The 24,995-nt window shown below is 71.5% G+C and carries 22 protein-coding genes; 15 read left to right on the top strand and 7 right to left on the bottom strand.

The window, feature by feature from the left end; genetic code table 11:
* The first annotated feature begins 75 nt into the window (after nt 1-75).
* The gene (locus ACEXQC_RS04785) at nt 76-660 is read left to right on the top strand and encodes an NAD(P)H-dependent oxidoreductase (RefSeq protein WP_374819038.1); all 585 of its coding nucleotides are present in this window, start codon (nt 76-78) and stop codon (nt 658-660) included.
* Nucleotides 661-670: 10 nt separating this feature from the next.
* Here the strand turns inward: ACEXQC_RS04785 and ACEXQC_RS04780 are convergent, their stop codons facing one another.
* Both ACEXQC_RS04780 and ACEXQC_RS04775 read right to left on the bottom strand, forming a co-directional pair.
* Nucleotides 671-1,402, bottom strand: coding sequence for a GAF and ANTAR domain-containing protein (locus ACEXQC_RS04780; protein ID WP_374819036.1), 732 nt, complete (start codon nt 1,400-1,402; stop codon nt 671-673).
* Nucleotides 1,403-1,447: 45 nt separating this feature from the next.
* Nucleotides 1,448-2,140: a GAF and ANTAR domain-containing protein gene (locus ACEXQC_RS04775; RefSeq protein ID WP_374819034.1), complete on the bottom strand. Its 693-nt coding sequence runs from the start codon at nt 2,138-2,140 to the stop codon at nt 1,448-1,450.
* Nucleotides 2,141-2,285: 145 nt separating this feature from the next.
* Here ACEXQC_RS04775 and ACEXQC_RS04770 point away from each other — a divergent pair, with 145 nt between their 5' ends.
* Complete coding sequence (locus ACEXQC_RS04770) at nt 2,286-2,669, top strand: cupin domain-containing protein (protein WP_374819031.1); 384 nt, start codon at nt 2,286-2,288, stop codon at nt 2,667-2,669.
* A gap of 101 nt (nt 2,670-2,770) precedes the next feature.
* On the opposite strand, the gene phoA is transcribed toward ACEXQC_RS04770, so the two are convergent.
* Nucleotides 2,771-4,696 carry an alkaline phosphatase gene (gene phoA, locus ACEXQC_RS04765; protein WP_374819028.1) on the bottom strand — a complete coding sequence of 642 codons (1,926 nt, stop codon included), beginning with the start codon at nt 4,694-4,696 and terminating at the stop codon, nt 2,771-2,773.
* Between the two features lie 215 nt (nt 4,697-4,911).
* Here phoA and ACEXQC_RS04760 point away from each other — a divergent pair, with 215 nt between their 5' ends.
* Nucleotides 4,912-6,219 (top strand): aminotransferase class V-fold PLP-dependent enzyme, encoded by a 1,308-nt coding sequence (locus tag ACEXQC_RS04760; RefSeq protein WP_374819026.1) that lies wholly within the window; start codon nt 4,912-4,914, stop codon nt 6,217-6,219.
* Entirely contained in the window at nt 6,219-6,677 is a 459-nt protein-coding gene (gene sufU / locus ACEXQC_RS04755; RefSeq protein ID WP_374819024.1) for a Fe-S cluster assembly sulfur transfer protein SufU, read from the top strand. The genes ACEXQC_RS04760 and sufU overlap by 1 nt, the downstream gene beginning before the upstream one ends.
* Here sufU and ACEXQC_RS04750 read toward each other — a convergent pair.
* Nucleotides 6,674-7,672: a DMT family transporter gene (locus tag ACEXQC_RS04750; RefSeq protein WP_374819022.1), complete on the bottom strand. Its 999-nt coding sequence runs from the start codon at nt 7,670-7,672 to the stop codon at nt 6,674-6,676. The genes sufU and ACEXQC_RS04750 overlap by 4 nt on opposite strands.
* Before the next feature lie 35 nt (nt 7,673-7,707).
* Nucleotides 7,708-8,022 (bottom strand): hypothetical protein, encoded by a 315-nt coding sequence (locus tag ACEXQC_RS04745; protein WP_374819020.1) that lies wholly within the window; start codon nt 8,020-8,022, stop codon nt 7,708-7,710.
* A 115-nt stretch (nt 8,023-8,137) separates the two neighbouring features.
* Here ACEXQC_RS04745 and ACEXQC_RS04740 point away from each other — a divergent pair, with 115 nt between their 5' ends.
* Nucleotides 8,138-9,808 carry a M28 family peptidase gene (locus ACEXQC_RS04740; protein WP_374819018.1) on the top strand — a complete coding sequence of 557 codons (1,671 nt, stop codon included), beginning with the start codon at nt 8,138-8,140 and terminating at the stop codon, nt 9,806-9,808.
* 72 nt (nt 9,809-9,880) lie between these two features.
* Nucleotides 9,881-11,437, top strand: a complete 1,557-nt coding sequence (locus tag ACEXQC_RS04735; protein ID WP_374819016.1) for a family 14 glycosylhydrolase — start codon at nt 9,881-9,883, stop codon at nt 11,435-11,437.
* A gap of 62 nt (nt 11,438-11,499) precedes the next feature.
* On the opposite strand, the gene ACEXQC_RS04730 is transcribed toward ACEXQC_RS04735, so the two are convergent.
* Nucleotides 11,500-12,240, bottom strand: a complete 741-nt coding sequence (locus ACEXQC_RS04730) for a GAP family protein (RefSeq protein WP_374819014.1) — start codon at nt 12,238-12,240, stop codon at nt 11,500-11,502.
* 281 nt (nt 12,241-12,521) lie between these two features.
* On the opposite strand from ACEXQC_RS04730, the gene ACEXQC_RS04725 reads away from it, so the two are divergent.
* From ACEXQC_RS04725 to ACEXQC_RS04705, 5 genes are all read left to right on the top strand, one after another.
* Nucleotides 12,522-13,874 (top strand): F390 synthetase-related protein, encoded by a 1,353-nt coding sequence (locus ACEXQC_RS04725; RefSeq protein ID WP_374819012.1) that lies wholly within the window; start codon nt 12,522-12,524, stop codon nt 13,872-13,874.
* A 539-nt stretch (nt 13,875-14,413) separates the two neighbouring features.
* Nucleotides 14,414-15,535, top strand: a complete 1,122-nt coding sequence (locus ACEXQC_RS04720; RefSeq protein ID WP_374819010.1) for a 3-oxoacyl-ACP synthase III family protein — start codon at nt 14,414-14,416, stop codon at nt 15,533-15,535.
* 50 nt (nt 15,536-15,585) lie between these two features.
* Entirely contained in the window at nt 15,586-16,833 is a 1,248-nt protein-coding gene (locus ACEXQC_RS04715; protein WP_374819008.1) for a cytochrome P450, read from the top strand.
* Nucleotides 16,834-16,842: 9 nt separating this feature from the next.
* Nucleotides 16,843-17,895 carry a zinc-binding dehydrogenase gene (locus ACEXQC_RS04710; RefSeq protein ID WP_374819006.1) on the top strand — a complete coding sequence of 351 codons (1,053 nt, stop codon included), beginning with the start codon at nt 16,843-16,845 and terminating at the stop codon, nt 17,893-17,895.
* A gap of 65 nt (nt 17,896-17,960) precedes the next feature.
* Complete coding sequence (locus ACEXQC_RS04705; RefSeq protein ID WP_374820121.1) at nt 17,961-18,788, top strand: carbon-nitrogen hydrolase family protein; 828 nt, start codon at nt 17,961-17,963, stop codon at nt 18,786-18,788.
* Between the two features lie 57 nt (nt 18,789-18,845).
* Here ACEXQC_RS04705 and ACEXQC_RS04700 read toward each other — a convergent pair whose 3' ends face one another.
* Nucleotides 18,846-20,042, bottom strand: a complete 1,197-nt coding sequence (locus ACEXQC_RS04700; protein ID WP_374819004.1) for a pyridoxal phosphate-dependent aminotransferase — start codon at nt 20,040-20,042, stop codon at nt 18,846-18,848.
* A 134-nt stretch (nt 20,043-20,176) separates the two neighbouring features.
* Here ACEXQC_RS04700 and ACEXQC_RS04695 point away from each other — a divergent pair, with 134 nt between their 5' ends.
* The 4 genes from ACEXQC_RS04695 (at nt 20,177) to ACEXQC_RS04680 (ending at nt 24,933) form a co-directional block, all read left to right on the top strand.
* Nucleotides 20,177-22,036, top strand: a complete 1,860-nt coding sequence (locus ACEXQC_RS04695) for a S1C family serine protease (protein WP_374819001.1) — start codon at nt 20,177-20,179, stop codon at nt 22,034-22,036.
* Nucleotides 22,037-22,163: 127 nt separating this feature from the next.
* The gene (locus ACEXQC_RS04690; protein ID WP_374818999.1) at nt 22,164-23,213 is read left to right on the top strand and encodes a glycosyltransferase family 2 protein; all 1,050 of its coding nucleotides are present in this window, start codon (nt 22,164-22,166) and stop codon (nt 23,211-23,213) included.
* Nucleotides 23,214-23,215: 2 nt separating this feature from the next.
* Entirely contained in the window at nt 23,216-24,022 is an 807-nt protein-coding gene (locus tag ACEXQC_RS04685) for a CDP-alcohol phosphatidyltransferase family protein (protein ID WP_374818997.1), read from the top strand.
* A 65-nt stretch (nt 24,023-24,087) separates the two neighbouring features.
* Nucleotides 24,088-24,933 (top strand): glycosyltransferase family 2 protein, encoded by an 846-nt coding sequence (locus tag ACEXQC_RS04680; protein ID WP_374818995.1) that lies wholly within the window; start codon nt 24,088-24,090, stop codon nt 24,931-24,933.
* Nucleotides 24,934-24,995 lie beyond the last annotated feature (62 nt).

Here is a 24,995-nt window from a genome sequence, read left to right as displayed (position 1 = left end):
TTCACCCGAGCACCCCCGAAACTTCGCACGAAGCCCGAATGCGGCGGCGTCGGCGGGATCGGGTTGACTGGGGGAGTGAGCATCCTCATCGTCACGGCGCATCCTGATCCGAACTCCCTCACCTCGAGCGCTGCCCAGCAGCTTCAAGGGGCCTTGCAACCGGGCGCGGTGGTGGCCGACCTCGCGGCGGAGGGGTTCGACCCGCGGTTCGGCCTCGCCGACCTCGAGAGGTACCGCGGCGGGGCGGACGTGCCCGCCGACGTCCTGCGCGAGCAGCGGCGGCTCGACGAGGCCGACCACCTCGTGCTGGTCTTCCCCGTCTACTGGTGGTCGATGCCGGCGCTCCTGAAGGGCTGGGTCGACCGCGTGTTCATCAACGGCTGGGCCTTCGACATCGATCCGGCCGGCGGAACGCGCCGCAACCTCGGCGGACTCACCATCCACCTGCTCCTCGTGGCGGGCGACGCCGCCGGCACCTACGAGCGCCACGGCTACGAGGTGGCCCTCCGGACGCAGATCGAGCACGGGATCGTGGACTACTGCGGGGCGCAGCGTGGCGCAGCGGCCTTCGTGCACGAGTCGGAGCAGGACGACGCCGAGGCCCGCCGAGCACTGGTCGAGGACGCGGTGCGGAGGATCGCCGGCGCCATAGACCGGTAGGGGCGGGGCGCTACCGAGCGGGCACGGTGGCGTCGAGGGGCAGCGTGAGGGTGCGTTCGGCGACCTCCTCGGCGACCGTGCTGAGCTTGCGGCCGTGGGTGCGGGCGTAGTCGCGGAGCACGGTGAAGGCGGTGTGCATGCTGGCGCCGGTCTGCGCGGCGATGACACCCTTGGCCTGCTCGATGACGACCCGGCTGTCGAGGGCGCGCTGCACGTGGTCGGCGATCGACGCGGGAAGCGAACGGTCCTGGATGATGCCGAGGGTCGCCACGTCGGCCAGCGCCTGAGCCAGCGCCATGTCCGACTCGCTGAGCTCGCCCGTGGCGTTGCTGAAGATCCCCATGGCCCCGATCGTCTGACCGCGCACGCGGAGGGGGAACGCGTGCATCGAGCGGAACCCCTGCCCGAGCGCTGCGGCGGTGAAGGCGGGCCAGCGCTCCTCCTCGGCGATGTCCGGGATCGTCATCCCCACGCCCGTGGTGTACGACTCCACGCACGGCCCTTCGGCCGCGTTCACCTGGATGATCTCCACGAACTCCGCCTCCTCGTCGGTGGAGGCGATCAGCTGCAACCAGCCGTCCGGGTCGGCGATCAGCAGCCCGCCCGCGTCGGACGCGACCAGGACCGTGCACTCCTGCACGAGCGTGTCGAGCAGGTCGACCACGTCGTAGTCGTTCACCAGCGTGTCCGCCACCTTCACGAACGCAGCGCGCAGACGGGCATCCTGCGAGAGTTCAGCCATCATCGTCCTCTTTCGTCCAGTCTCTTCCGCATCGTCCCTGTCCCGTCATCCGTTCGGTTCGGTGAAATCGATGACCCTCGCCACCACGTCGCGCGCCAGGTCGTCCAGGCTGCGCCCGCTCACGTAGGCCTCAGCGCGAAGCCGGGCGAGCGCGTTCGTCATCGACGTGTCGAGCTGCACGGACACCATGCCGGTCGCCTGGTGAACGTGCCGCCGCGTACCCGCCACGAGCGGCGAATCCTGCCGCCCGTCACCCTGCGCATCGACCGCCGCGTGCACGGCGGCCTTCCCTGCGACCGCTCCGGCGAGAAGAGCCGCATGGGCCACATCGAGATCGGACAGCCCGCCGGGGGAGAGGCGGTAGAGATCGACGACTCCCACGGTCGCCGCGCCGATACGCAAGGGGAACGAGAACAGGGCCTTCGCGGCGGTGTCCATCACCGCGTGCCCGAACATCGGCCACTGGCTCTGATCGGCCGATCGCACGTCGGGCACCAGCACCGGCTTCCCCGACTCCAGGGCGCGGTGGTGCGGGCCCTCCCCGAGGTCGTAGTGCAGCTGCTCGATCCGGGTGGCCAGTGCATCACTCGACGACACCGTGGAACCATTGCCTGCCGCGGTCACGACCGACACCGACGCCCCATCGACCGGGAGGAACGTCAGGAAGCCGGCGTGCAGTTCGTCCGAGCGCGACGACGTCGGCCCGTCGGCACCTCTGCCCGCCTCAGTCGCCACCATGAGCCTCTCGCCGTCCGAACCAGCGGATGCGCACACGCATCTCGCGGGGACGCGGGGGCCGGGCGTCGTGTGACCGACCCTACCGGGTCGGCCGCTCGGGCGCAGAACGGACCGCATCCGCCGGCTGATGGTCGAGAATTGCACCATGACTGCTCTTCAGGGAATCGACATCGCCGCAGAACTCCGAGAGGTGCACGCGCACTGGACTCCGCGAGTCGTGGCGCAGGTGAACGACCAGTACGTGAAGGTCGCGAAGCTGCTCGGCGAGCTGGTCTGGCACGCCCACGACGCCGAGGACGAGATGTTCTTCGTGGTCTCGGGCCGGCTCCGCATCCAGCTCCCCGACGACGAAGAGGTCGTGCTCACGCCCGGCCAGTTCTACGTGGTGCCGCGGGGCGTGCAGCACAACCCCATCGCCGAGGAGGAGGTCGAGATCGTGCTCATCGAGACGGTGACCACAGCCCATACGGGTGACGTCGTCATAGAGGGCACCATCCCCGTGGAACAGCAGCTCGCCGACTTCCGCTGACAATGCCGGAGCGCACCCGATCGGTGCGCGCACGCGAGAAGGCCCGGTCGTCGTGACCGGGCCTTCTGCGTGGTGGCGGCCTGGGTGGCCGCTACCGGGGGTTACGCGGTGTGCTGGTGGCGACGACGCTGGCGGAGGAACAGGAGAGCTCCTGCCGCGAGCAGCAGCGCGCCGAGGGTGAGGATCGGGGCCACGACGGCACCGGTCGAACCCAGCACAGAGGAGCCGGATCCGCCGGTCGAACCGGAGTCGGTTCCGTCAGCACCGGGCGCGGGCACCGGCGGGGTCGTCGCGGTGGGCGATGGCGTGGGCGTGGTGGGCGGGGCATCCTCGGCGACCGTGAAGCCGACCTCGACGGCCTTGCCGCTCTGGCGACCCGTGAGGGTGACCGTGTACGCGCCCACCTCGGTGGGAGCGGTGAACTCGTAGCGGGTGGCGCCGTTGATCAGGTCGTTGCTGCCGAGGCTCTCAGCGGAGCCCTGCACGACGGCCTCGATCTGACGGTCTCCACCGAAGCCGGAGGCGTCGAGCGCGAGGTCTCCGCCGGGCTGCACGGTGGTGGGGCTGATCGTCGCGGTGGCGTCTGCACTGAAGACGTCGGTGTCGCGCTCGAGCTCGAGCGCGTCCGCCATCGTGAAGAAGTTGTCCGTCTGGTCCGTGAGGCCAACGACCTGCGCGGCACCGGGGCCGTAGCCGGCGATGCGGAGCTGCGATCCGGTGTGCTGCTGCGAGCCGCCGAGAGCTGCGGTTCCGTAGGAGACCTTCATGGTGGTGCCGTCGGCCGTGGTGAGCGCGGTGCTCAGGCTGGTGGGCGGCGTGGAGTCGACGATCTGGCTGGTGTGCGCGTGGTCGGCGGTCACGATCACGAGCGTGTTGCCGTCCTGCTCCGCGAACGCGAGGGCGGCCTGCACGGCCTCATCGAGGTCGATGGTCTCGCCGATCTGGCCGCACGCGTTCGCCGCGTGGTCCTGCTTGTCGATCGAGGCGCCCTCGACCTGGAGGAAGAAGCCCTCCTCGCCGGTGTTCAGCAGATCGATCGCCTTGGTGGTGAGCGACGACAGCGACAGGTCGGTGCTGAGGCGATCCGGGTTCGGCTCGCACGTGACCGCGGGGAGGTCGGCGCCGCCGACGGTCGCGACGGAGGGAGCGTAGCGCGTGGGGAAGTTGCCGGGGGTGAAGAGGCCGAGCACGGGCTGGGCCTGGTCGGCGGTCGTCACGGCGGCGAGCGAGGCGCCGTCGTCGACGAGCTGGTAGCCGCGATCCTCCGCCTGGGCGAAGAGGGTCTGTCCGTTCCACTGGCCGGCCTTGGCCGTCTGGCCGAAGCTCGTGGCGCCGCCACCGAGGGTGACGTCGGCCCTGGTGTCGAGCAGCTGCTCGCTGATCGAGCCGAGGCCGCCCGCTGCGAGGGCGTCTTCGCCGCAGGAGGCGCTGTCGGGGCCGTAGCAGCTGCGCGCATCGACGTGGGCGACCTGCACGGCCGGGGTCGCATCCTGGATCTCGGAGGTCGACACGTTGCCGGTCTTCAGGCCGTTGGCCCGCGCGATCTCGATGAGCGTGTCCTGGGGGGCGCTGTCGATGTCGACCGAGATGGCGTTGTCGAAGGTCTTGGTGCCGGTGGCCCAGGCCGAGCCGGTGGCTGCCGAGTCCGGAACGGCGTCGGGCTTGCCCTTGTTCGCGCCGTCGCGGTAGAGGGAGTAGGTGGTGTACTGGCCGGTCAGCGGCAGGGCGTCGATGCCGGGCAGTTCGCCGGCCGCGCCGTAGGCGTAGTTGCGGGCGATCGTGATCTCGGAGTCGCCCATGCCGTCACCGATCAGCAGGATGACGTTCTTGGCGGGGCCGTCGACGATGGAGTCGCGGAGGAACTCGATCTTGTCGCCGTTGTTGCGCTGCGCCCCACCGTTCGAGGCGAGGTCGTCGCCTGCGGCGAAGGCGGTGGCGGGAACGCTGATGCTCGCCGCGACGAGCAGAGCGGCCGAGAGCGCGAGAGGAGCGCGCCTCCTCAGGCCGGAGCGTGGAGGTGTGGTCATGATGATCCCCGATGAGATGTGTGCGGCTCCGACCCGAGCGGGGCGTAGTGGTTCCAGCCCATTCCCGCTTCACCAACGGGGCGTGAACGACGCGCGGCGACCGCGTGAACCGCGCATGGAGACGAGACACCCCCCGAACGGGTGCCGTGAGCCCCCGTCGGGCCGGGAGGAATGGTGGGCGGGCCGGTAGGGTTGTAAGCCTTGTGACGATCCCGATGACCTCCACTCCCACGGCGCACGCCGATCGCCCGTTCGACGACGCCGAGGCGCTCCGCCTGCGGTCGGACTTCCCCCTCCTCGGGCGCACGGTCAACGGTGAACCGCTCATCTACCTCGACTCCGGGGCCACCTCGCAGAAGCCCCGCAGCGTGATCGACGTGGAGCGCGCGTACTACGAGACCACGAACGCCGCCGTGCACCGCGGCGCCCACACACTGGCCGGGGAGGCCACCGAGGTGTTCGAGGCGGCGCGCGAGCGGGTGGCGCGGTTCGTGGGGGTCGGTGACGACGAGATCGTGTGGACCTCGAACGCCACCGAGGGCATCAACCTCATCGCCTACGGCATCTCCAACGCCTCGCTCGGCCGCGGCGGCGAGGCCGCCGAGCGGTTCAGGATCGGCCCGGGCGACGAGATCGTGACGACCGAGCTCGAGCACCACGCCAACCTCGTGCCGTGGCAGGAGCTCGCACTCCGCACGGGAGCCACCCTCCGCGTGATCGGCCTCACCGACGACGGGCGGATCGACCTCGACGACGCGGCCGCGGTGATCGGTGAGCGCACGCGCCTCGTGGCCTTCTCGCACGTGAGCAACGTGCTCGGGGCTGTGAATCCCGTCGCCCGCCTCGTGGAGCTCGCCCACGCGCAGCACGCTCTCGTGGTGCTCGACGCCTGCCAGTCTGCCCCCCACCTGCCGCTCGACCTGCGCGCGCTCGACGTGGACTTCGCGGTGTTCTCGGGCCACAAGATGCTCGCCCCCACCGGCATCGGCGTGCTCTACGGCCGCTCGGAGCTGCTCAACGCGCTGCCGCCCTTCCTCACCGGCGGATCGATGATCACGACGGTGGGGCTCACCGAGTCCGAGTACCTCCCGGCGCCGCTGCGCTTCGAGGCGGGAACCCAGCGCATCTCGCAGGCCATCGCGCTGGCCGCCGCCCTCGACTACCTCGACGAGGTGGGCATGGAGCGCATCGAGGCGTGGGAGGCCGAGCTCGGCCTGCGCCTGCACGAGGGCCTCTCGGCTCTCGATGGCGTGCGCATCCTCGGCCCTGGGCCCTCCGTCGCGGAGCGCGTCGGTCTCGCGAGCTTCGTGGTCGACGGTGTGCACGCGCACGACGTGGGCCAGCTGCTCGACGACCGCGGCATCGCCGTGCGCGTCGGCCACCACTGCGCCCAGCCCGTGCACCGCCGCTACGGCGTGACGGCCACCACTCGCGCGAGCGCCTACCTCTACAACACGACGGCCGACATCGACGCCGCGGTCGCCGCGGTGGCCGAGACCCGCGCGTTCTTCAGGGTGGCCTGATGGCCTCGCGCGAGCTCGAGACGCTCTACCAGCAGGTCATCCTCGACCACGCCAAGGAGAAGCACGGCTTCGGCCTGCGCGACGGCGCCGCGGGCGAGTCGCACCAGGTCAACCCCACCTGCGGCGACGAGGTGACGCTGCGGGTCCACCGATCCGCGGAGGGCACGGACCCGATGATGGTGGAGTCGATCAGCTGGGAGGGTCAGGGCTGCTCGATCTCGCAGGCCTCCGCCTCGGTGCTCGCCGACCTCGTGCACGAGCTGCCCGAGCCCGAGCTCACGCGCCGGATCGACGCGTTCCGCGAGCTCATGCAGTCCAAGGGAGCCCTCGAGGGCGACGAGGAGCTGCTGGGCGACGCGGTCGCTCTCAGCGGGGTCTCGCGCTACGTGACACGCATCAAGTGCGCGATGCTGCCGTGGGTGGCGCTCGAGCACGCTCTGGTGGTGCGCGAGCCCTAGGGTCGCGGCAGGAGCGATCCGCCGCGCTCGACGGATCGCTCGACGGACCCGCGCCGGCGTGCAGCGAGCACGACGAGACCGATCGCGAGCACCACGAGGCCGGCCGCCGAGAGGGCGCCGAGGGTCTCGCCGAGCACGAGGGTGCCGAGCAGGGTGGCCGTGAGCGGTTCGGCGAGGGTGAGCGTGGAGACGGTCGACGCGGGGAGGCGTGCGAGGCCCCAGCCGAAGAGCACGTAGGCGACGGCCGTGGTGACCACGCCGAGCCAGAGCGCGAGCGCGAGACCGTCGGCGGTGGCGAGCCAGGCCGTGTCGGTCGTGAGCAGCACAGGGATGCTGAAGAGAGCGGCGGTGCCGAAGACGGCGCCCATCGAGGCCGTGGGGGCCCAGCCGCGCTCGAGCAGACCCTTGGCGGCGATGGTGTAGACGGCGTAGGAGGCGCCGGCGCCCACGGAGGCGAGGAGGCCGGGGAGGCTGACCGCCACCGGTGCGCCGTCGCCGAGCCACTCGGCGGGGAGCCCGCTCATGAGCACGACGCCGACGGTGGCGATGGCCGTGGCGAGGAGCCAGCGGCGGCCGGGGAAGCGGCGGTGCAGGATCCCGTCGAGCAGGCCCGTGATGACGGGGGCGGAGCCGAGAGCCACGACCGTGCCGACGGCGACGCCGTTCTGGGCGGTGCCGAGGAAGAAGGCGGGCTGGTAGGCGAGCACCCCGAGGCCGCCGATGAGCACGAGCACGGGGGAGGGGAGGCGGCCGAGGGGGCCGCTGCGTCGAGCCTCCGCCGTGTTCACGAGAGCTGGGTGCGACCGTCCGCTCCGGCGGGCCCGCAGCACGCCCACGAGGGCGATGGCGGCCAGCAGTCCGCCGCCGATCAGGATGCGGGCGGCACCGATCGAGCCGGCCGACGCATCCGCCGGGCCGAAGGCCTGCGCCGTGCCTGTCGTGCCGAAGCACACGGCGGCGAGCAGCACGGCGAGCACGGGGAGCAGGGAGGCCATGCCAAATTGTTACACAATCCGGCTACACAATCCGCTTACACGATCTGGGAGGCGGCGATGATCATGACGAACACGAGCGCGGCGGCCGTGAGCAGCCCGAAGCCGATCGCCAGCAGCACGAGCCGCAGCCGCAGCCCGCGCACGAGCAGCCGCACCTCCACCATGGCGAGGTAGACGAGCACGAGCACCACGATGCCGGCCAGCGCGATCCCACTGGAGTCCACCTGCTGCAGCGCGAACAGCAGCACGATCGAGATGGCGGCGGTCAGACCGCCCGTCACGATCCAGACCGTGCCGCTCGATGTGGTGAGCGAGGGCTGGTTGCCCATCTTCGTGGGGTCGTCGTCCATGTCCGGAGTCTACGTCGCTGTTTCCGTCATGTAACCAGTTGCGCAAGTGCTTGCGCCTCGCCCCCTCTTGGGGGGTAGCCTTCCACAAACGTTCACGCAACAAGGGGAGCACCACGTGAAGAGAAGTCAACGCAGACTCGCAGCCTTCGGCATCGGCTCGGGGGTGGTGGTCGCCGCGATCGGCGCCGGCGCACCGGCCTTCGCCGTGGTCGACCCGGCCGAGCTCGAGGGGCGGGTGACGGTGGGCAACGTCTACGCCCACCTCGAGGCGTTCCAGGCGATCGCCGACGAGAACGATGGCAACCGCGCCATCGGCACCTCGGGCTACGATGCGAGCGGCGCCTACATCGAGGAGGTGCTCACGGCCGCGGGCTACACGCCCGTGCGGCAGGAGTTCCAGGCCACCTCGCAGGTGATCGACGCGTTCTCCCTCACCCTGCTCGGCACCACGCAGGATCTCGACACGGTCGACGGAGACCGCATCCCCATGGAGGGCACGACCAGCACGCCCGACGCCGGCATCGTGGACGCCGAGCTCGTGGCACCCGCCACCGCCACCGGCTGCAGCGCCGAGGAGTGGGGCGACGTCGACGCCACGGGCAAGGTCGCCGTGGTGAGTCGAGGCATCTGCTCGTTCACCGAGAAGGATCTGGCGGCGGCCGAGGCCGGCGCCCTGGCGGTGCTCGTGTACAACAACGAGGAGGGCCCGCTCAACGGAACCCTCGGCGAGCAGCAGCCGGAGTTCATCCCGGCGGTCGGCCTCACGCAGGCCGAGGGGCAGGCCGTCGTGGCCGCTCTCGCGGAGGGCCCGGAGACGGTCGACCTGCAGCTGCAGGAGACGACCACCTCCATCGACACCTTCAACATCATCGCCGAGACGCCCACGGGTGACGCCACCAACACCGTCATGGTGGGTGCGCACCTCGACTCCGTCCCCGAGGGCGCCGGCATCAACGACAACGGCTCGGGATCGGCCGCCATCCTCGAGACCGCGGTGCAGCTCGCTGCATCCGGTGAGCTCAACAACCAGGTGCGCTTCGCCTGGTGGGGTGCCGAGGAGGTCGGACTCGTCGGTTCGACCTACTACGTCGAGGATCTGGCCGCGAACGCCCCGGAGGAGCTCGAGGAGATCGCGACGTACCTCAACTTCGACATGGTCGCGTCGCCGAACTACGTCATCAGCGTCTACGACGCCGACCAGTCGACCTACGAGGCCCCTGTGGAGGTGCCCGAGGGCTCCGTCGCCACCGAGGCGGCGTTCACCGACTACTTCGACGCCAAGGGGCAGCCGTGGATCGACACGGCGTTCGACGGCCGCAGCGACTACGACCCGTTCATCACGTACGACGTTCCGGCATCCGGTCTCTTCACCGGCGCCGACGACGTGAAGACCGCCGAGCAGGTCGCCCTGTTCGGAGGCACCGAGGGCATCATCCAGGATCCGAACTACCACACGGCGGGCGACGACATCACGAACGTCAACCAGGAGGCCCTCGGCATCATGATCGGGGCGATCGCCTCGGTCACGGGATCGCTGGCCAACGACACCTCGGCCATCAACGGCGTGGCGCCCGAGGTGCCGTCGACTCCGACGCCCACTCCGACGCCGACCGCCACACCCGGCCCGGCGGGGTCGGCGGACGACCCGTCCCTCGCGGCGACGGGTGTCTCGGGTGAGGGTGTGCTGAACGTGCTCCCGCTCGCGGGGCTCGTGCTGGCCGCCGGTATCGCGCTGACGGTGCTGCGCCTCCGCCGGCCCGCTGCGGCGGTGTCCGACCGGGAGTAGATCGGATCCCACCGAGACGTAGGTGGGAAGTACTCAGGCGAGGCGGTGACCGCGCGAACCTACTGTGTGGGGATGACAATTCTCCTCTCCCGCAGCAGGGTCGCTGCGGTCACCGCCTCCGTCGTCGCGGGCCTCATCGGTCTCGCTACTCTCGCCCCCGTCTCGTCGCCTCCGGCCTCGGCCACCACGGGCGCCGCCGACACCGTCAACGTGATGGCGCCGCTCTGGGTCGACGACTGGGCCAGCTCGGGGCCGGAGTGGCGGGCCTTCACCTCGTCACTCTCCCTGGCCGCCTCGCAGGGCGTCGACGCCGTGGCCATCGATGTCTGGTGGGGTGTGGCCGAGCCCTCCCGCGGCGTCTACGACTGGTCGTATTACGACAAGGCCTTCGCGGCCATCACCTCGGCCGGGCTCGACCTCGTGCCGCTCATGTCGTTCCACGAGTGCAAGAGCAACGTGGGCGACGACTGCGACATCCCCGTGCCGAGCTTCGTGTGGGAGCCGCTCACGGTCTGCGGTGTCGCGGGCTGCAGTTCGCCCGTGGCGGTCGAGAACCACTACGTGAGCGAGTACGGCAACGTCAATCGTGAGTCGCCCGCGCCGTGGGGCACGGGCGTCGACCGCACGCTGCTGCAGCAGCAGGAGTTCATGAACGCGTTCGAGCAGCACTACAGCTCGGGTGCCACCGACTACACCGACCGCATCCAGGAGATCACCGTCGGCACCGGCCCGGCCGGGGAGCTGCGCTATCCCTCGTACGCCAAGCACGACTCGATGGTCGCGGGCGACCCGGCGGGCTACCCGCGCCGCGGCACGTTCCAGAGCTACTCGCAGGCCGCCGTGCGGGCGTTCGCCGACTGGGCGGTGGCGCTCTACGGCTCCGTGGCCGGGGTGTCGAGTGCCTGGGGCATCCCCGGGCTCACCTACAGCATGATCTCGCCGCCCACCGATCACGACCGCTTCATCACCTCGGGCTCCTACCGCTCGATCGCCTACGGGCGCGACTTCACGCGGTGGTACAGCGAGAGCCTGCTCTCGCACGGCCGCTCGGTGATGGAGCGGGCCATCGGGGCATTCGACGAGGAGTTCGCCGGTGTGCCGCTCGGGCTCAAGATCCCGGGAGTGCACTGGCAGACGATGGCGACGAGCCCGATGCAGCGGGTGCCCGAGATCGCGGCCGGTCTCGTGCACACCGACCAGGCGTACACGTCGGCGTCGACGGGCCACGGGTACGATCCGCTGATGGCGCTTGTGAACGATCTCGAAGCCCACGGCGACGGCGTGTCGCCCACGCACGAGGTCGCGCTGCACTTCACCGCTCTCGAGATGCCTGACGGGCGGGAGTGGGACGGTACGGCGCACGCGTATTCGGATGCGGCCTCGCTCGTGGCGTGGGTGGGAGACTCGGCCCGGCGCGCCGGAGTCACGCTCAAGGGGGAGAACGCGCTCGCGGGCAACCTCGGGGCCGTGGGGACGGCGAGCGCCGTCGGCTGGCTGCACATCCGCAACGCTTTCTCAAGGGCCGCGCCTGCCTACAGCGGCCTCACTGTGCTGCGGTTGTCCGATGTCGTGGCCCCGGGCAGCACCGGCCGGCTCGAGCTGGAGCGCTTCATCCGCGACTTCTCGTAAGGCTGGTCGTCGTCGTCGTCGTCGTTCTCGTCGTCGTCGTTGTCGGCGGCGGCCGGGCCCGGTCAGAAACGGGTCAGGCCGCTGCCGATGATGACGGTGCCGAGCACGAGGAGCACGAGAGTGGTGACGGTCGCGCTGTTGCGGTCGATCCACACGCGGATCTCCTCGAGCGGGCGCTGGGTGCGGGCCGGATCGGCCAGCGCGAAGATGATGGGCGCCGCGATGGTCGAGATCCCGAGCACCACGAAGATCGCGATGGCCACGACCGTCTCGGCGAACGGCACGGCTCCGGCCGCGATCGAGACGCCGGCCGCCACGGTCAGCAGCAGGTTCTTCGGTCGGAGCATGAGCACGAACCCGACCCCGAGACTCGGCACCGGCCCGAGAGCCGACACCCGATTCATCCACCGCTGCGTAGCACCGGGCGGGGGAGCGTCGTCGAGAGTGGCGAGATCGTCGAGAGGGGATCGCCGCGGCGCCGCAGCCGAGCGGCGCGTTCTCCGGGTGCGCAGGACGCGCACCAGGCGGATGACGGCCAAGAGCAGCAGGGCGGCGCCGATCCCGAGCTCGATGCCGCCGAAGAGCGGGCTCTGCTCGGCGGTGGGAGGAGGGGGCAGCAGGGAGGCGATGGCGGTGAACAGCACCGTGAGGCCCGCGAGGCCGACCACCGCGCCGATGAGGTAGGCGAGGCCCGACCACCGGCCGCGAGGCGACAGCAGGATGAGCACCATCACGACGATCGGCACCGAACTGAGGGCCACCCCGAGCCCCAGCGGCAGCACATGTCCGATGATCGCCGCCATCCCGCCATTCTAGAAGCCACCCACCGCTCTCGCCCTCGCCCATCCCGCGCCCGCCCTAGCCCTCGCCCCACGCCAACCGCCTTGGCTTCGACCCCACCCCACCCCACGCCCCCGCACCCCACCCTTGCCTCACCCCACTCCCGCCCTCGCTGCGGCACCTCATCGTTGAGTCGCGGGTAAGTGTCGTCATGTGGGGGCTTCGGGGTTGTATGGGGACACTTCGGCGCGACTCGGGGCGGGGGAGCGGAGGGGCGGAGGGCTCGGGGCTCTAGCATGGCCGGGTGGGGCGCTCCTGGAACGAACGTGTGCTCGTGGGTGTGCTGCTCGCGAGGTTCGTGCGGGCGCGCTGGGGGTACCGCTTCCGGTCGCGGGGGCAGTTCGAGGCGTGGCAGCGTCGCCGTCTCGCTCGCTTTCTGAAGCGCATCCGCCGTGCCCCCTTCTACGCCGACCTCGACACGGGACGGCTCGAGGGGCTGCCCGTCGTCGACAAGGGGACGCTGCTCGCGCAGTTCGACGCGCTCAACACGCGCGGGGTGCGGCTCGCCGACGCGCTGGGGGTGGCGCTCGAGGCCGAGCGCACCCGCGACTTCGCACCGCTCGTGGCAGGCGATCTCACCGTGGGCCTCTCGAGCGGCACGAGCGGTCGCCGCGGCGCCTTCCTCGTGAGTCCGCGCGAACGCATGCTGTGGGCCGGCACCATCCTCGCCCGCGTGCTCGACCGCCGCAGTGTGGGGGAGCTGCTGCGGTTCTGGAGCCCGCCCGTGCGCATCGCGTTCTTCCTGCGTGCGGGCGGCAACCTGTACGAGTCGGTGGCGAGCTCGCGCATCCGCTTCACCTTCCACGACCTCACCGAGCCGCTCGAGACGCACGTCGCCGACCTCGACCGGCGCGCCGCGAAGGGGGTGGGGCCCGACATCGTGGTGGCGCCCGCCTCGGTGCTGGAGGCGCTCGCCGAGCGCACCAGGCGAGGCGACCTGCGCATGCGTCCGCGGCTCGTGATCTCGGTGGCCGAGGTGCTCGAACCCGCTGTCGCCGACGCGATCGGGGCGGCGTGGGGCACCCCGCCGCGCCAGGTGTACCAGGCGACCGAGGGGCTGCTCGCCATCTCGTGCGCCCACGGATCGCTGCACCTCAACGAGGAGTCGGTGCACGTGGAGCGGGAGTGGCTCGATGCGGCACACACCCGCTTCACCCCCGTGGTGACCGACTTCGACCGGCGCACGCAGATCATCGCCCGCTACCGTCTCGACGACGTGCTGCGGATCGACCCCGCGGCGCCGCCCTGCCCGTGCGGGCGCGTCGCGGCGGTGCTCGCCGCGGTCGACGGGCGGGCGGATGCAGTGCTCGTGCTGCCGCACACGAGTGGCCGGAGCCTGGTGGAGCTGTTCCCCGATGTGGTGCGCCAGACCATGGCCGTGAGCTCCGACGCGTATGCCGATTGGCGCATCCGTCAGCGCGGTGTCGACCTGCACGTGTCGCTGCGCGATCCCGCCGCCGAGGCGGAGCCCCGGGTGCACGGCGCGCTCACCGCGCTGATGGAGCGTGCGGGATGCCATGCCGCCATCGTCTTCGACCCGTGGATCGCGCCCGACCCCACCGCCAAAGTCCGCCGAATCGTCCGAGACCCCGCGTGACGCGTCAGCCGGGTGCTGCCTGAGGGGCGACACGGCCACGGGTCGGACCGGCGACGGGTGGGCAAGCCACCGGGTGACGCCTGCAGCCGGTCGCGCCTGGCGGGTGACGCCTGCAGCCGGTCGCGCCTGGCGGGTGACGCCTGCAGCCGGTCGCGCCTGGCGGGTGACGCCTGCAGCCGGTCGCGCCTGGCGGGTGACGCCTGCCACCGGTCGCGCCTGGCGGGTGACGCCTGCCACCGGTCGCGCCTGGCGGGTGACGCCAGCCACCGGGTGACGCCTGCCACAGGTGACGCCTGCCGTCGGTGGCGCAGAACGCTGGTGATTCCCGACACGGGTGATGCGTGACACCGGTGATCATTGAGGCGGGTGATGCCTGAGACTGGTGAAGCGTGGGACGGGTGACGCCCACCGCAGTGATGCCCGAGGCGGGTGAGGCGGCAGGCGGGTGTTGCCCGAAACAGGGGTGCATGCCTCGGGGGGCATGGCGGGCATGATGGGATCGACCGCAGGGATGAACACGATCAGGGGAGGGGGATGGGATGCTGCACCGTGCCCGGCTCGCCGCTGTCGCGTCGTATCTGCCGCCTGAGACCCGTTCGACCGCCGAGACCGAGCGACGGCTGCGCACCGAGAACCCCGACCTCGCCCTCGCGACGGGCCTCGTCGCTCGGCTCACGGGTGTGCAGAACGTGCACGTGCGCCCCGAGGGGTGGCAGACCTCCGACCTCGCAGCCGCCGCGGCCCGCACGGCGCTGGAGCGCTCACCTGGCCCGATCGACCTGCTGATCTTCGCCTCGGCCAGCCAGGATCTCATCGAGCCCGCCACGAGCCACATCGTCTCGGCCAAGCTGGGCCTCGACTGCCCCGTGATGGACGTGAAGAACGCCTGCAACAGCGTGATCAACGCCATGCAGGTGGGTGAAGCGCTCATCGCCACCGGGCAGTACCGGCGCGTGCTCATCGTGAGCGGCGAGCAGCCCTCGCACGCGGTGCGGTGGAAGCTCGACAGCCAGGAGCAGTTCCTGCGCTCGTTCGCGGGCTACACCATGAGCGATGCGGGCGCCGCCGTCATCCTGGAGCGCTCCGGACATTCGGGCGAGGGCGGACCCGCGGGCATTGGCGGACCGGCGCGGGCAGGCGAGGGAGGACCGGCGCGGGCGGATAAGGGCGACCCCGCGGGCGAGCGTGGGCCGGCGGGCGAGGGGGACCTGGCGCCCGGCATTCTCGGCAGTCGGTTCGTGGCACGCTCCGAGCACTGGGCCGTGGGCACGCTGCCGACGGGCGGCTCGGTGAACCCGCACGCCATCGGCGGCAGCTACTTCGACATGGACGGCGGCGCCCTACAGCGCGCCTTCGCCGACCTCGGCGTGGGGCTCGTGGAGCAGACGCTCGGTTCGCTCGGGTTCCGGATCGCCGAGCTCGACTTCGTGGCCGTGCACCAGGCGGCCCTCGCCTACCACGAGACCATCGTCGACGTGCTGGGGCTCGACCCCGCCCGCACAGTGGTGACGGTCGCTGAGCACGGCAACCTCGCGAGCACCACCTTGCCCCTGCAGCTCGAGCTCGCGCTCGCCGAGGGCACGATCGGCCCGGGGAGCCTCGTGGGTCTCGTGGGCCTCGCGGGCGGCATCTCGCTCGGCGCCATGGTGGTGCGCCTGTGACCGCCCAGCCGCCCACGGACGGGCACGCTGGTGGGCAAACCAGTGAGCAAGTGCCGCGCGGTGCCGAGCACTGGTGGGAGGAGCGTGTGCAGCGGGCGGCGCATCCGCTCGTCTACCCGCTGCTCTCCCGGTTGCGGCGACCGGCGCAGCGCATCCCGCGCGTGGGCGTGGTGGTGACGGATGCGACGGTGCTCCGTGACGTGCTGCTCGACACCACGCGCTTCACCAAGACGGGCCCCGGTGCCTCCGCCGACCTCTGGACCCCGATCCTCGGCCCCTCGGTGCTGCTCAACATGGAGGGGGCGGACCACCTGGCGCTCCGCCGCCTGCTCGGTCCGCTCTTCGCCCCCGCGTACGTGGAGGAGCTCACCCGCCGCACCATCGGCGCCTCGATGGCGGCGCTCACCGAGCGCCTCGCGGCGGGGGAGCGGGTGGACGTGGTGGCGGAGGTGCGCGAATCCGCCGGCCAGGTGATCAGCCGGCTCGTGGGGCTCGAACGAGACGTGATGGGCGCGGAGCTCTTCGCGCGCGTCTCGGCCGTGACGGGCTTCGTGCGGCTCTCCCGCCCGCGCTTCACACCCGCTCAGGTGCACCAGGCCCGCGAGGTGCTCGACGACCTTACCCGCCACGCCCGCACCGCGTACCGCGCCGGCGACGACACGGTGCCCGGCCGCATGCGCGCCCTCGGCCTCAGCGAGGACGAGGCGATGGGCGCTGTCGGCGCCTTCGTGCTCACGGGCACCGAGACCCTCGTCTCGTACCTGCCGCGCATGATCGCGATCCTCGCCGACACCGGCTGGCTCGCCCGGCTCGCCGCCGACCGCACCCTGCTGCAGCCCGCCATCGCGGAGGGCCTGCGCGTCACGACCCCCTCGCCCGTGATGCTGCGGAGCGTCGCCGCCGAGGCGCGTGTGGGCGGGGTGCAGGTGCACGAGGGCGACCGCCTGGTGCTCGCCACCTTCCTGGCCAACCGCAGGGCGGGCCAACCGGTGAGCCGCCGTGCGGCCCGATCGATGAGCCACGGCAAGGCCGGCCGCAGAACGCCCCGCCCGCCCGGAGACACCCCGCCCCCCTTCGACCCCGTCGGTAACCCCGCGGCCTCCCTCAAGCAGCTCTGGTTCGGGGCCGGCGCCCACTTCTGCCTCGGCGCCCCGCTCGCCATGGCCCAGATCGACCTCGTGCTCAACGCCGTGCTCGACGCCGAGGCACGCACCCCGCTCCAGGTCACGGAGCGGAGGGCCCAGCGCGGCACCCTCATCCCCGGCTACTCCCGACTCGTGCTGGCGGCCCGCGGGTAGGCTGGCCGCATGCGTGCACTCGTCTTCAACGACACCTACTCCGTGACGATGGAAGACGTCCCCGACCCGCGGATCGAGAACCCCACCGACGCCATCGTGCGCGTGGTCGCCACGTGCGTCTGCGGTTCCGACCTCTGGTACTACCGCGGCGACACCGCACGGAAGGCCGGCACCCGCATCGGCCACGAGTTCGTGGGCGTGGTCGAAGAGCTCGGCCCAGAGGCAGCAGGCACCGACGCGGCAGGCCTCGCCGTCGGCGACTTCGTGATCTCCCCCTTCACCTACAGCGACGGCACATGCGTGCACTGCGTGGCCGGCGTGCCCACCTCCTGCATCCACGGCGGAGTCTTCGCCTCGCGCGGCGTCGACGGTGGTCAGGGCGAGCTCGTGCGTGTGCCCCACGCCGCCGGCACCCTCGTGAAGGTGCCGGGCGGCCGACCCTCCGACGCCCTCCTGCCCCATCTCCTCGCCCTCACCGACGTCACGGGCACCGGCCACCACGCCGCCGTGAGCGCGGGAGTCGTTCCCGGCTCGGTGGTCGCCGTCGTCGGCGACGGCGCCGTGGGCCTCTCGGGAGTGCTCGCCGCGCGCCGTCTCGGTGCCGAGCGCATCATCGCCCTCAGCCGCAACCCCGCCCGCCAGGCCGTCGCCACGGCCTTCGGCGCCACCGACATCGTGGAGCACCGGGGCGAGGATGCGGTGGGCGCGGTCCTCGAGCTCACCGGCGGCATCGGAACGGATGCGACGCTCGAGTGCGTGGGAACCGGCGAGTCGGTCAACACCGCCTTCGCCATCGCCCGCCCCGGCTCCCGCGTGGGGTTCGTGGGTGTACCGCACGGCGTGGAGTTCCCGGTGGGCATCGCCTTCAGCAACAACGTCGGCCTCGCCGGTGGCATCGCTCCTGTGCGCCGGTACATCCCCGAGCTGCTCGGCGACGTGCTCGCCGGGGTCATCGAGCCCGGCCGCGTGTTCGACCTCGAGGTGGAGTTCGAGAACCTCCCGGAGGCCTACGCGGCGATGGACGAACGGCGAGCCATCAAGGCGATGGCGAGGCTCTCATGACCGGCGGCACCGAGACGAGCACCGAGGCGAGCAACGAGGCGAGCACCGAGACGGGCTACGAGACCATGACGGTGACGGATGCCGCGTCCCTCGGCTTCGGCGTGGGTGTCGCCCAGTTCGCCCCCGGCGACGACAAGGCCGCCAACCTCGCAGTTATCGCCCGGCTGGCCCGCGCGGCGGTCGCCAGGGGCGCCTCGCTCGTGGTCTTCCCCGAGTACTCGTCCTACTTCGCCGATCCGCTCGGCCCCGCGCTCGTGCAGCACGCCGAGCCGATCGACGGCCCCTTCGTGACGGCGCTCGCGGCTCTCGCGGATGAGCTCGACGTGCACCTCATCGCGGGTCTCACGGCCACCGCCGACGATCCGCAGCGCTTCGCCAACGTGCTCGTGGCGGTCGCCCCCGGCGAGGGCGTGGTGGCGCGCTACAGCAAGCTGCACCTCTACGACGCGTTCGGCGCCCGCGAGAGCGACTGGGTCGAGGCCGGGCGGATCGAGGATCCCGAGACCTTCTCGATCGAGGGCGTGACGGTGGGCATGCAGACCTGCTACGACATCCGCTTCCCCGAGGTCTCCAGGCGGCTCGTCGACGTGGGCGCCGACCTGCTGGCGGTGCCGGCGGAGTGGGTGCGCGGTCCTCTCAAGGAGCACCACTGGCGGAGCCTCGTCACCGCGAGGGCCCTTGAGAACACCGTCTACGTGGCGGCGGCCGACCACACTCCGCCGATCGGCGTGGGATCGAGTCTCGTGGTCGACCCGATGGGCGTCACGATCGCCTCGCTCGGCGAGCGGGAGGACGTGGCGGTGGCGTGGGTGGAGCCTGCGCGCATCGACGAGGTGCGCCGGGTGAACCCCGCGCTCGCCCTGCGGCGCTTCACGGTGACGCCCCGCGACTAGCGGCCGAGCCCGGGCGACCGGCGGCTGCGCCAGATGAGCAGCTGAACAGCCCCGCGACTAGCGGCCGAGTCGGGCCAGCTGCGCCGCGGCGCGCTCGAGCACGTCGACCTTCTTGCAGAACGCGAAGCGCACGAGGCTCGCGTAGTCGCCGGCGTGCTCATCGCTGCAGAAGGCGCTGATCGGCACCCCGACGACCCCCGCGAGCTCGGGCAGTCGCCGGCAGAGCGTCGCCGCGTCGCGGTAGCCGAGCGGGGCCGCATCCGCCACCACGAAGTAGGTGCCGTTCGGCACGGTGACCTCGAAGCCCGCCTTCTCGAGGCCCTGGGCGAGCACATCGCGCTTGCCCTGCAGCGTCGCCGCCGCGTCGTGGAAGTAGGAGTCGGGGAGGCCGAGCCCCACCGCCACGGCGGGCTGGAACGGTGCCCCGTTGACGTAGGTGAGGAACTGCTTGACGGTGAGCACGGCCGTGACGAGCTCGGGGGTGGAGACGATCCAGCCGATCTTCCACCCGGTTGTGCTGAAGGTCTTGCCGGCCGAAGAGATCGTGACCGTGCGCTCGCGGGCGCCGGGCAGCGTGGCGACGGGGATGTGCTGCACACCGAAGACGAGGTGCTCGTAGACCTCGTCGGTCACGATCACGGCGTCGTGCTCGTGGGCGAGCTCGACGATGAGCTCGAGGGTCTCGCGGGGGAGCACGGTGCCCGTGGGGTTGTGCGGGTTGTTGATGAGGATGACCTTGGTGCGGTCGGTGACCGCGCGGCGGAGCTCCTCGTGGTCGGGCAGGAAGCCGGGGAGCCGGAGCGGCACCGTGCGGTGGACACCGCGGGCGAGGGCGATGAGGCCGCCGTAGGCGTCGTAGAACGGCTCGAGGGTCACGACCTCGTCGCCCTCGTCGACGAGCGCGAGGATGGTGGCCGCGAGGGCCTCGGTGGCGCCGGCCGTGACGAGCACCTCGCGGTCGGGATCGACGGAGAGACCGTAGAACCGCCGCTGGTGGGCGGCGATCGCCTGGCGCAGCACGGGCATGCCGGTGCCGGGCGGGTACTGGTTGACCCCGTCGGCGATCGCACGGCGGGCGGCTTCGAGCACCTCGGCGGGGCCGTCTTCGTCGGGGAATCCCTGGCCGAGGTTGATGGCGCCCGTCGCGTGGGCGAGGGCGCTCATCTCGGCGAAGATGGTGGAGGCGATGCGGCCGTCCGGCGCGAGGAGTCCTGCACCCCGGGCGGTGCGCTGCCAGGGTCCGCTGATGGTCATCCCTCCAACCTAGCGCCCGCTCCGAACACCTGTTGATGGCGTGGTCTTATGCAGACGGCAGTCGGCGTACAGGCGGTCCATAGAGAACGCCCAGCTTGGGTGACGAAGCTTGCGAGTGCTTGGAAGGAGCACACATGTCAGACCGCACCGAGAACCCCGAGAACTCCGAGGGCATTCCGGCCGAGAGCAGCACCCCGGTCGAGGGCAGCACCCCGGCCGCCCCCGCGACCCCCGCCACTCCGGTCGCCCCCACCACTCCGGCCGCCCCGACCGCATCGGGCACCCCCACCACCCCGGTGGCCCCGACCACTCCGGCACACGACGCCACCACCGCCGTCGTTCCGCCCGTGGTGCCCCCGGTGCAGGCAGAGCAGCCGACCGCGCCGACCACCCCGCAGTACACCCAGCCCACGCAGCCGTACTCGCAGACCCCGAGCTACCCGCAGCAGCAGGCCCCCGCCCAGCCCTACGGCCAGCAGTCCACCGCGAGCCAGGCGACAGGCCACCAGCCGACGCAGCCGTACGGTACGCAGCAGCCGGCGCAGGCCCAGCCCACCCAGGCCCAGCCCACGCAGCAGCAGCCCGCCCAGGCGCAGCCCACGCAGCCCTACGCGGCGCAGACCGCGAACTACGGCAACGGCTCCTTCGGCACCCCCACCCAGGGCGGCACCGCCTACGGCGCCGTGCCCGACCCCACCTTCAACTCCGCCATGTACGCGGCCTCCGGTGCCCACACCGACCAGGCCCGCGCCCCCAAGCCCAAGAAGCGCCGCGGCGGCGTGGCCCTCGTGGCCGCCCTCGCCATCGGTGCCCTCATCGGCGGCGCCTCGGGTGCCGGCGTCACCGCCTGGGTCACGAACCAGAGCGGTGGAGGCTCCTCCAGCACCGCGTCGAGCCCCTCGAGCATCACGGTCAACGACCCGGACGACGCCACGCAGGTCACCGCGGTCGCCGCCAAGGCCTCGCCCTCGGTCGTCACCATCTCGGTCTCGAGCGACGCCGGAGCGGGCACCGGATCCGGTGTCATCCTCAGCGAGGACGGCTACGTGGTGACCAACACCCACGTCGTCACCCTCGACGGTGCCGCCTCGACCCCCACCATCCAGGTGCAGACCGACGACGGGCGCCTCTTCGTGGGCACCATCGTGGGCACCGACCCGGTCGCCGACCTCGCCGTGATCAAGCTCACCGACGCGAGCGGGCTCACCCCCATCGAGTTCGCCGACTCCTCCGAGCTCAACGTGGGCGACACCACGATCGCCATCGGAGCACCCCTCGGCCTCGCCGGCACGGTGACCGACGGCATCGTGAGCGCGCTCAACCGCAGCATCACGGTGGCCTCCTCGGCCGTGCCCGACTCGCAGAGCGAGAACGTGCCCGACGAGACCGACCCCGGCCAGCAGGGCCCGTACGACTTCTGGAACTTCGACCTCCCCGACGGCAACGGCGAGTCGCAGCAGCAGGAGCAGGCGCCCAGCACCCAGCAGTCGACGATCTCGCTCTCGGTCATCCAGACCGACGCCGCCATCAACCCCGGCAACTCGGGTGGCGCCCTGCTCGACTCCGAGGGCAAGCTCATCGGCATCAACGTGGCGATCGCCAGCGCGGGCTCGAGCTCGGGCACCGCGGGCAGCATCGGCGTGGGCTTCTCCATCCCGTCCAACCTCGTGAAGCGTGTCTCCGACGAGATCATCGCGAACGGATCGGCCAGCCACGGCCTCCTCGGCGCCACGGTCGGCAACGCGAGCGCCGCCGACGGCGCCACCACGGCGGGTGCCCAGATCCAGACGGTGAGCCCCGGCGGAGCCGCCGAGGCCGCGGGCCTCAAGGAGGGCGACATCGTGACCGAGTTCGACGGCCTCCCGGTCTCGAACTCCACCGACCTCACCGCCCTCGTGCGCACGCTCCCGGCCGGTGGCGAGGCCGAGCTCACGTACACGCGCGGTGACTCGTCCGACACCGTCTCGGTCACCCTCGGGGAGCTCGCCTCCTAGGCTCGACAGCACGCAGAGGCCGGCGACCAGGAGTCGCCGGGCCAGGGGCTGGTAGGCTCGTCGTCGCTCAGCGACGGCGGCCCACCAGCCCTTCTGCGTGCGGGCCACGACACGACGAGCGGATGCGATGACTGACCGGAACACCGAGGCCACACCCGGCGTCTCCTACGTGATGCCGGTGCTCAACGAGGTCGTGCACGTCGAGGCCGCCATCGCGAGCCTGCTCGACCAGGACTACGAGGGCCCGTTCGACGTGATCGTGGCGCTCGGCCCGTCGATCGACGGCACCACCGAGCTCGTGCAGCGGCTCTCGGCGGTCGATCCGCGCATCCGGGTGATCGAGAACCCCACCGGATCCACGCCCTCCGGCCTCAACGTGGCCATCCTCGCCTCCAAGTACCCGATCGTGGTGCGTGTCGACGCCCACTCCCTGCTGCCGCGCGAGTACACCCGCATCGCGGTGGAGGCGATGCTTCGCACGGGCGCCGCCAACGTGGGCGGCATCATGAAGGCCGAGGGCACCACGCCGTTCGAGACGGCCGTCGCCATCGCCTACGGCTCCAAGGCGGGCCTCGGCGGCGGCGCGCACCACGTGGGCGGCGAGGAGGGCCCGGCCGAGACCGTCTACCTCGGCGTCTTCCAGCGCGAGTGGCTCACGAAGGTGGGCCTCTTCAACGAGGAGATCCGGCGCGGCCAGGACTGGGAGCTCAACCGCCGCCTGCGCGCCGAGGGCGGCGTGGTGTGGTTCACCCCTCGCCTCGTGGTGACCTACCGGCCGAGGCCCTCGCTCGAGCGCCTCGTGCGCCAGTTCTTCTCCACGGGCCTCTGGCGCGGCGAGCTCGCGCGGCGCTTCTTCACCGCCAACGCCCTCAAGTACTTCGTGCCCCCCATCACCGTGGCCCTCGTGCTGATCGGCCTGCTGGTGGGGATCGCGGGCATCTTCGTGGCCGCGTCGGGTGGGGCCGCCGCCCCCTGGCTGCTGCTCGGCTTCATCGTGCCCGTCGTCTACGCGCTCTTCGTGATCGCGGCCTCCGTGGGCGCCTGGCGGCAGGCGGGCGGTCGCACGGGTGCGCTGTTTCTCATAGTCTTGCCCTGCATCCATTTCAGCTGGGGGCTGGGATTCATCCTCGGTTTCCTCACGCTGACGAAGAACATCACCGCGCACACGGGAAGGTGACAGTGCCACAATCACCATCCGGTCGCCCTTCGTCGATCGCCGAGCTGAAGGCCGTCGCCCAGCCGCCCGAGGTGCGCGGTCGCCGCAACGCCGAGCACTGGACAGCGTCGCTCTACCTGCGCAGGCTCTCGCCCTACGTCACCTGGGTGCTGCTCAAGACCTCCATCTCGGCCAACGGCGTGACGGGCCTCATGATCCTCACGGGCTGGGCCACGGCCGCCGCCCTGCTCATCCCCGGCATCGGCGGGGCAGCGCTCGCGCTCATCCTGGGTCAGTTGCAGATGCTCGTCGACTGCTGCGACGGCGAGGTCGCTCGCTGGCGGCGCACCTCCTCGCCCGCGGGGGTGTTCCTCGACAAGGTGGGGCACTACACGACCGAGTCGCTCATCCCGATCGCCCTCGGACTGCGCGCGGCTGGCCTGCCGTTCGACGCGCCCGAGGACTTCCTCTGGACCACCCTCGGCCTCCTGCTCGCCCTCGTGATCGTGCTCAACAAGGCGCTCAACGACATGGTGCACGTGGCGAGGGCCAATGCGGGGCTCACCAAGCTGGCCGACAAGCAGGGCGAGTCTGAGCCCTCGCAGGCGCTCGTGGCCCGGCTTCGGCGCGCGGCGCGCTTCGTGCCCTTCCACCGCCTCTACCACTCGGTCGAGCTCACGATGCTCGTCTTCGCGTTCGCCGTGGTGGGGCTGTTCGTGGGCGGTGTGCTGGCCGACCGCATCCTGCTCGTGGCCCTCGTGCCGCTCTCGATGCTCGCGCTCGTGGGGCACTTCGTGGCCATCATGGCGTCGAAGCGGGTGCGCTCCTGAGCTCCGGGCCAGCTGCGGGGCCGTCCGCCGGCCTCCCCGGTGCCGCGCTTCCTGCGGTCGGCGCGGTGCTGCTGACGCAGGGCACGCGCCCGGCGGATCTGCGTCGGGCCGCGGAGTCGCTGCTCGCCCAGCAGGGTGTGCAGCTCGACATCGTGTGCGTGGGCAACGGCTGGGTGCCCGAGGGGCTGCCCGCCGGTGTGCGCACGCTCGCCCTGCCCGAGAACCTCGGCATCCCCGCCGGCCGCAACGAGGGGGCGGCGGCGGTGCAGGGGGAGTGGATCTTCTTCCTCGACGACGACGCGAGCCTGCCGTCGCCCACGTTCCTCCTCGATGCGATCGCCGTGATGCGCGCCGACCCCGGCATCGGGCTGCTGCAGCCGCGTGTGGTCGACCCGGAGGGACGGGAGAACCCGCGCCGCTGGGTGCCCCGCATCCGCAAGGGCGAGCCCGACGAGTCGGGAGACGTGTTCTCGGTCTGGGAGGGCGCCACGCTGCTGCCGCGCCCGGTGTTCGACCGCACGGGCGGCTGGGCGGCTCCTTTCTTCTACGCGCACGAGGGCATCGAGCTCGCCTGGCGGGTGTGGGATCAGGGCCTCCGCACGTGGTACGCGGGCGAGCTCGTGGCTAACCACCCCGCCATCGAGCCCACGAGACACGCCTACTACTACCGGCTCAACGCCCGCAATCGGGTGTGGCTGGCCAAGCGCAACCTGCCCGCGGTGCTCGTGCCGCTCTACGTGGGCAGCTGGACGGGCATCCAGGTGCTGCGCTGGGCCCGCAGGCCCGCAGCGCTCAAGGCGTGGTTCGGCGGGTGGGCCGAGGGTTGGCGCGCGGATGCGGGGGAGCGGCGCCCGATGTCGTGGCGCACGGTGCTGCGGATGACGCGGGCAGGACGCCCGCCGATCGTCTGATCCGCCCTGCGTCGGTCACGACCCCCAAGGTCACGATTGACTAAAGAAGAGCCCGGCACCCA

Source organism: Herbiconiux liukaitaii (genome assembly GCF_041927495.1).
Classification (GTDB): domain Bacteria; phylum Actinomycetota; class Actinomycetes; order Actinomycetales; family Microbacteriaceae; genus Herbiconiux; species Herbiconiux liukaitaii.
The sequence above is the reverse complement of the archived record's forward strand: the minus strand, read 5'-3'. Positions and strand labels throughout refer to the sequence as shown.

Bases quoted from the DNA above. Each gene is read 5' to 3' on its own strand.
- ACEXQC_RS04735 (WP_374819016.1), top strand. From the start codon at position 9,881: ATGACAATTCTCCTCTCCCGCAGCAGGGTCGCTGCGGTCACCGCCTCC.
- sufU (WP_374819024.1), top strand. From the start codon at position 6,219: ATGGCCTCGCGCGAGCTCGAGACGCTCTACCAGCAGGTCATCCTCGAC.
- ACEXQC_RS04730 (WP_374819014.1), bottom strand. From the start codon at position 12,240: ATGGCGGCGATCATCGGACATGTGCTGCCGCTGGGGCTCGGGGTGGCC.
- ACEXQC_RS04720 (WP_374819010.1), top strand. From the start codon at position 14,414: ATGCTGCACCGTGCCCGGCTCGCCGCTGTCGCGTCGTATCTGCCGCCT.
- ACEXQC_RS04705 (WP_374820121.1), top strand. From the start codon at position 17,961: ATGACGGTGACGGATGCCGCGTCCCTCGGCTTCGGCGTGGGTGTCGCC.
- ACEXQC_RS04780 (WP_374819036.1), bottom strand. From the start codon at position 1,402: ATGGCTGAACTCTCGCAGGATGCCCGTCTGCGCGCTGCGTTCGTGAAG.
- ACEXQC_RS04700 (WP_374819004.1), bottom strand. From the start codon at position 20,042: ATGACCATCAGCGGACCCTGGCAGCGCACCGCCCGGGGTGCAGGACTC.
- ACEXQC_RS04690 (WP_374818999.1), top strand. From the start codon at position 22,164: ATGACTGACCGGAACACCGAGGCCACACCCGGCGTCTCCTACGTGATG.
- ACEXQC_RS04710 (WP_374819006.1), top strand. From the start codon at position 16,843: ATGCGTGCACTCGTCTTCAACGACACCTACTCCGTGACGATGGAAGAC.
- ACEXQC_RS04750 (WP_374819022.1), bottom strand. From the start codon at position 7,672: ATGGCCTCCCTGCTCCCCGTGCTCGCCGTGCTGCTCGCCGCCGTGTGC.
- ACEXQC_RS04760 (WP_374819026.1), top strand. From the start codon at position 4,912: ATGACCTCCACTCCCACGGCGCACGCCGATCGCCCGTTCGACGACGCC.
- ACEXQC_RS04745 (WP_374819020.1), bottom strand. From the start codon at position 8,022: ATGGACGACGACCCCACGAAGATGGGCAACCAGCCCTCGCTCACCACA.
- phoA (WP_374819028.1), bottom strand. From the start codon at position 4,696: ATGACCACACCTCCACGCTCCGGCCTGAGGAGGCGCGCTCCTCTCGCG.
- ACEXQC_RS04770 (WP_374819031.1), top strand. From the start codon at position 2,286: ATGACTGCTCTTCAGGGAATCGACATCGCCGCAGAACTCCGAGAGGTG.
- ACEXQC_RS04695 (WP_374819001.1), top strand. From the start codon at position 20,177: ATGTCAGACCGCACCGAGAACCCCGAGAACTCCGAGGGCATTCCGGCC.
- ACEXQC_RS04775 (WP_374819034.1), bottom strand. From the start codon at position 2,140: ATGGTGGCGACTGAGGCGGGCAGAGGTGCCGACGGGCCGACGTCGTCG.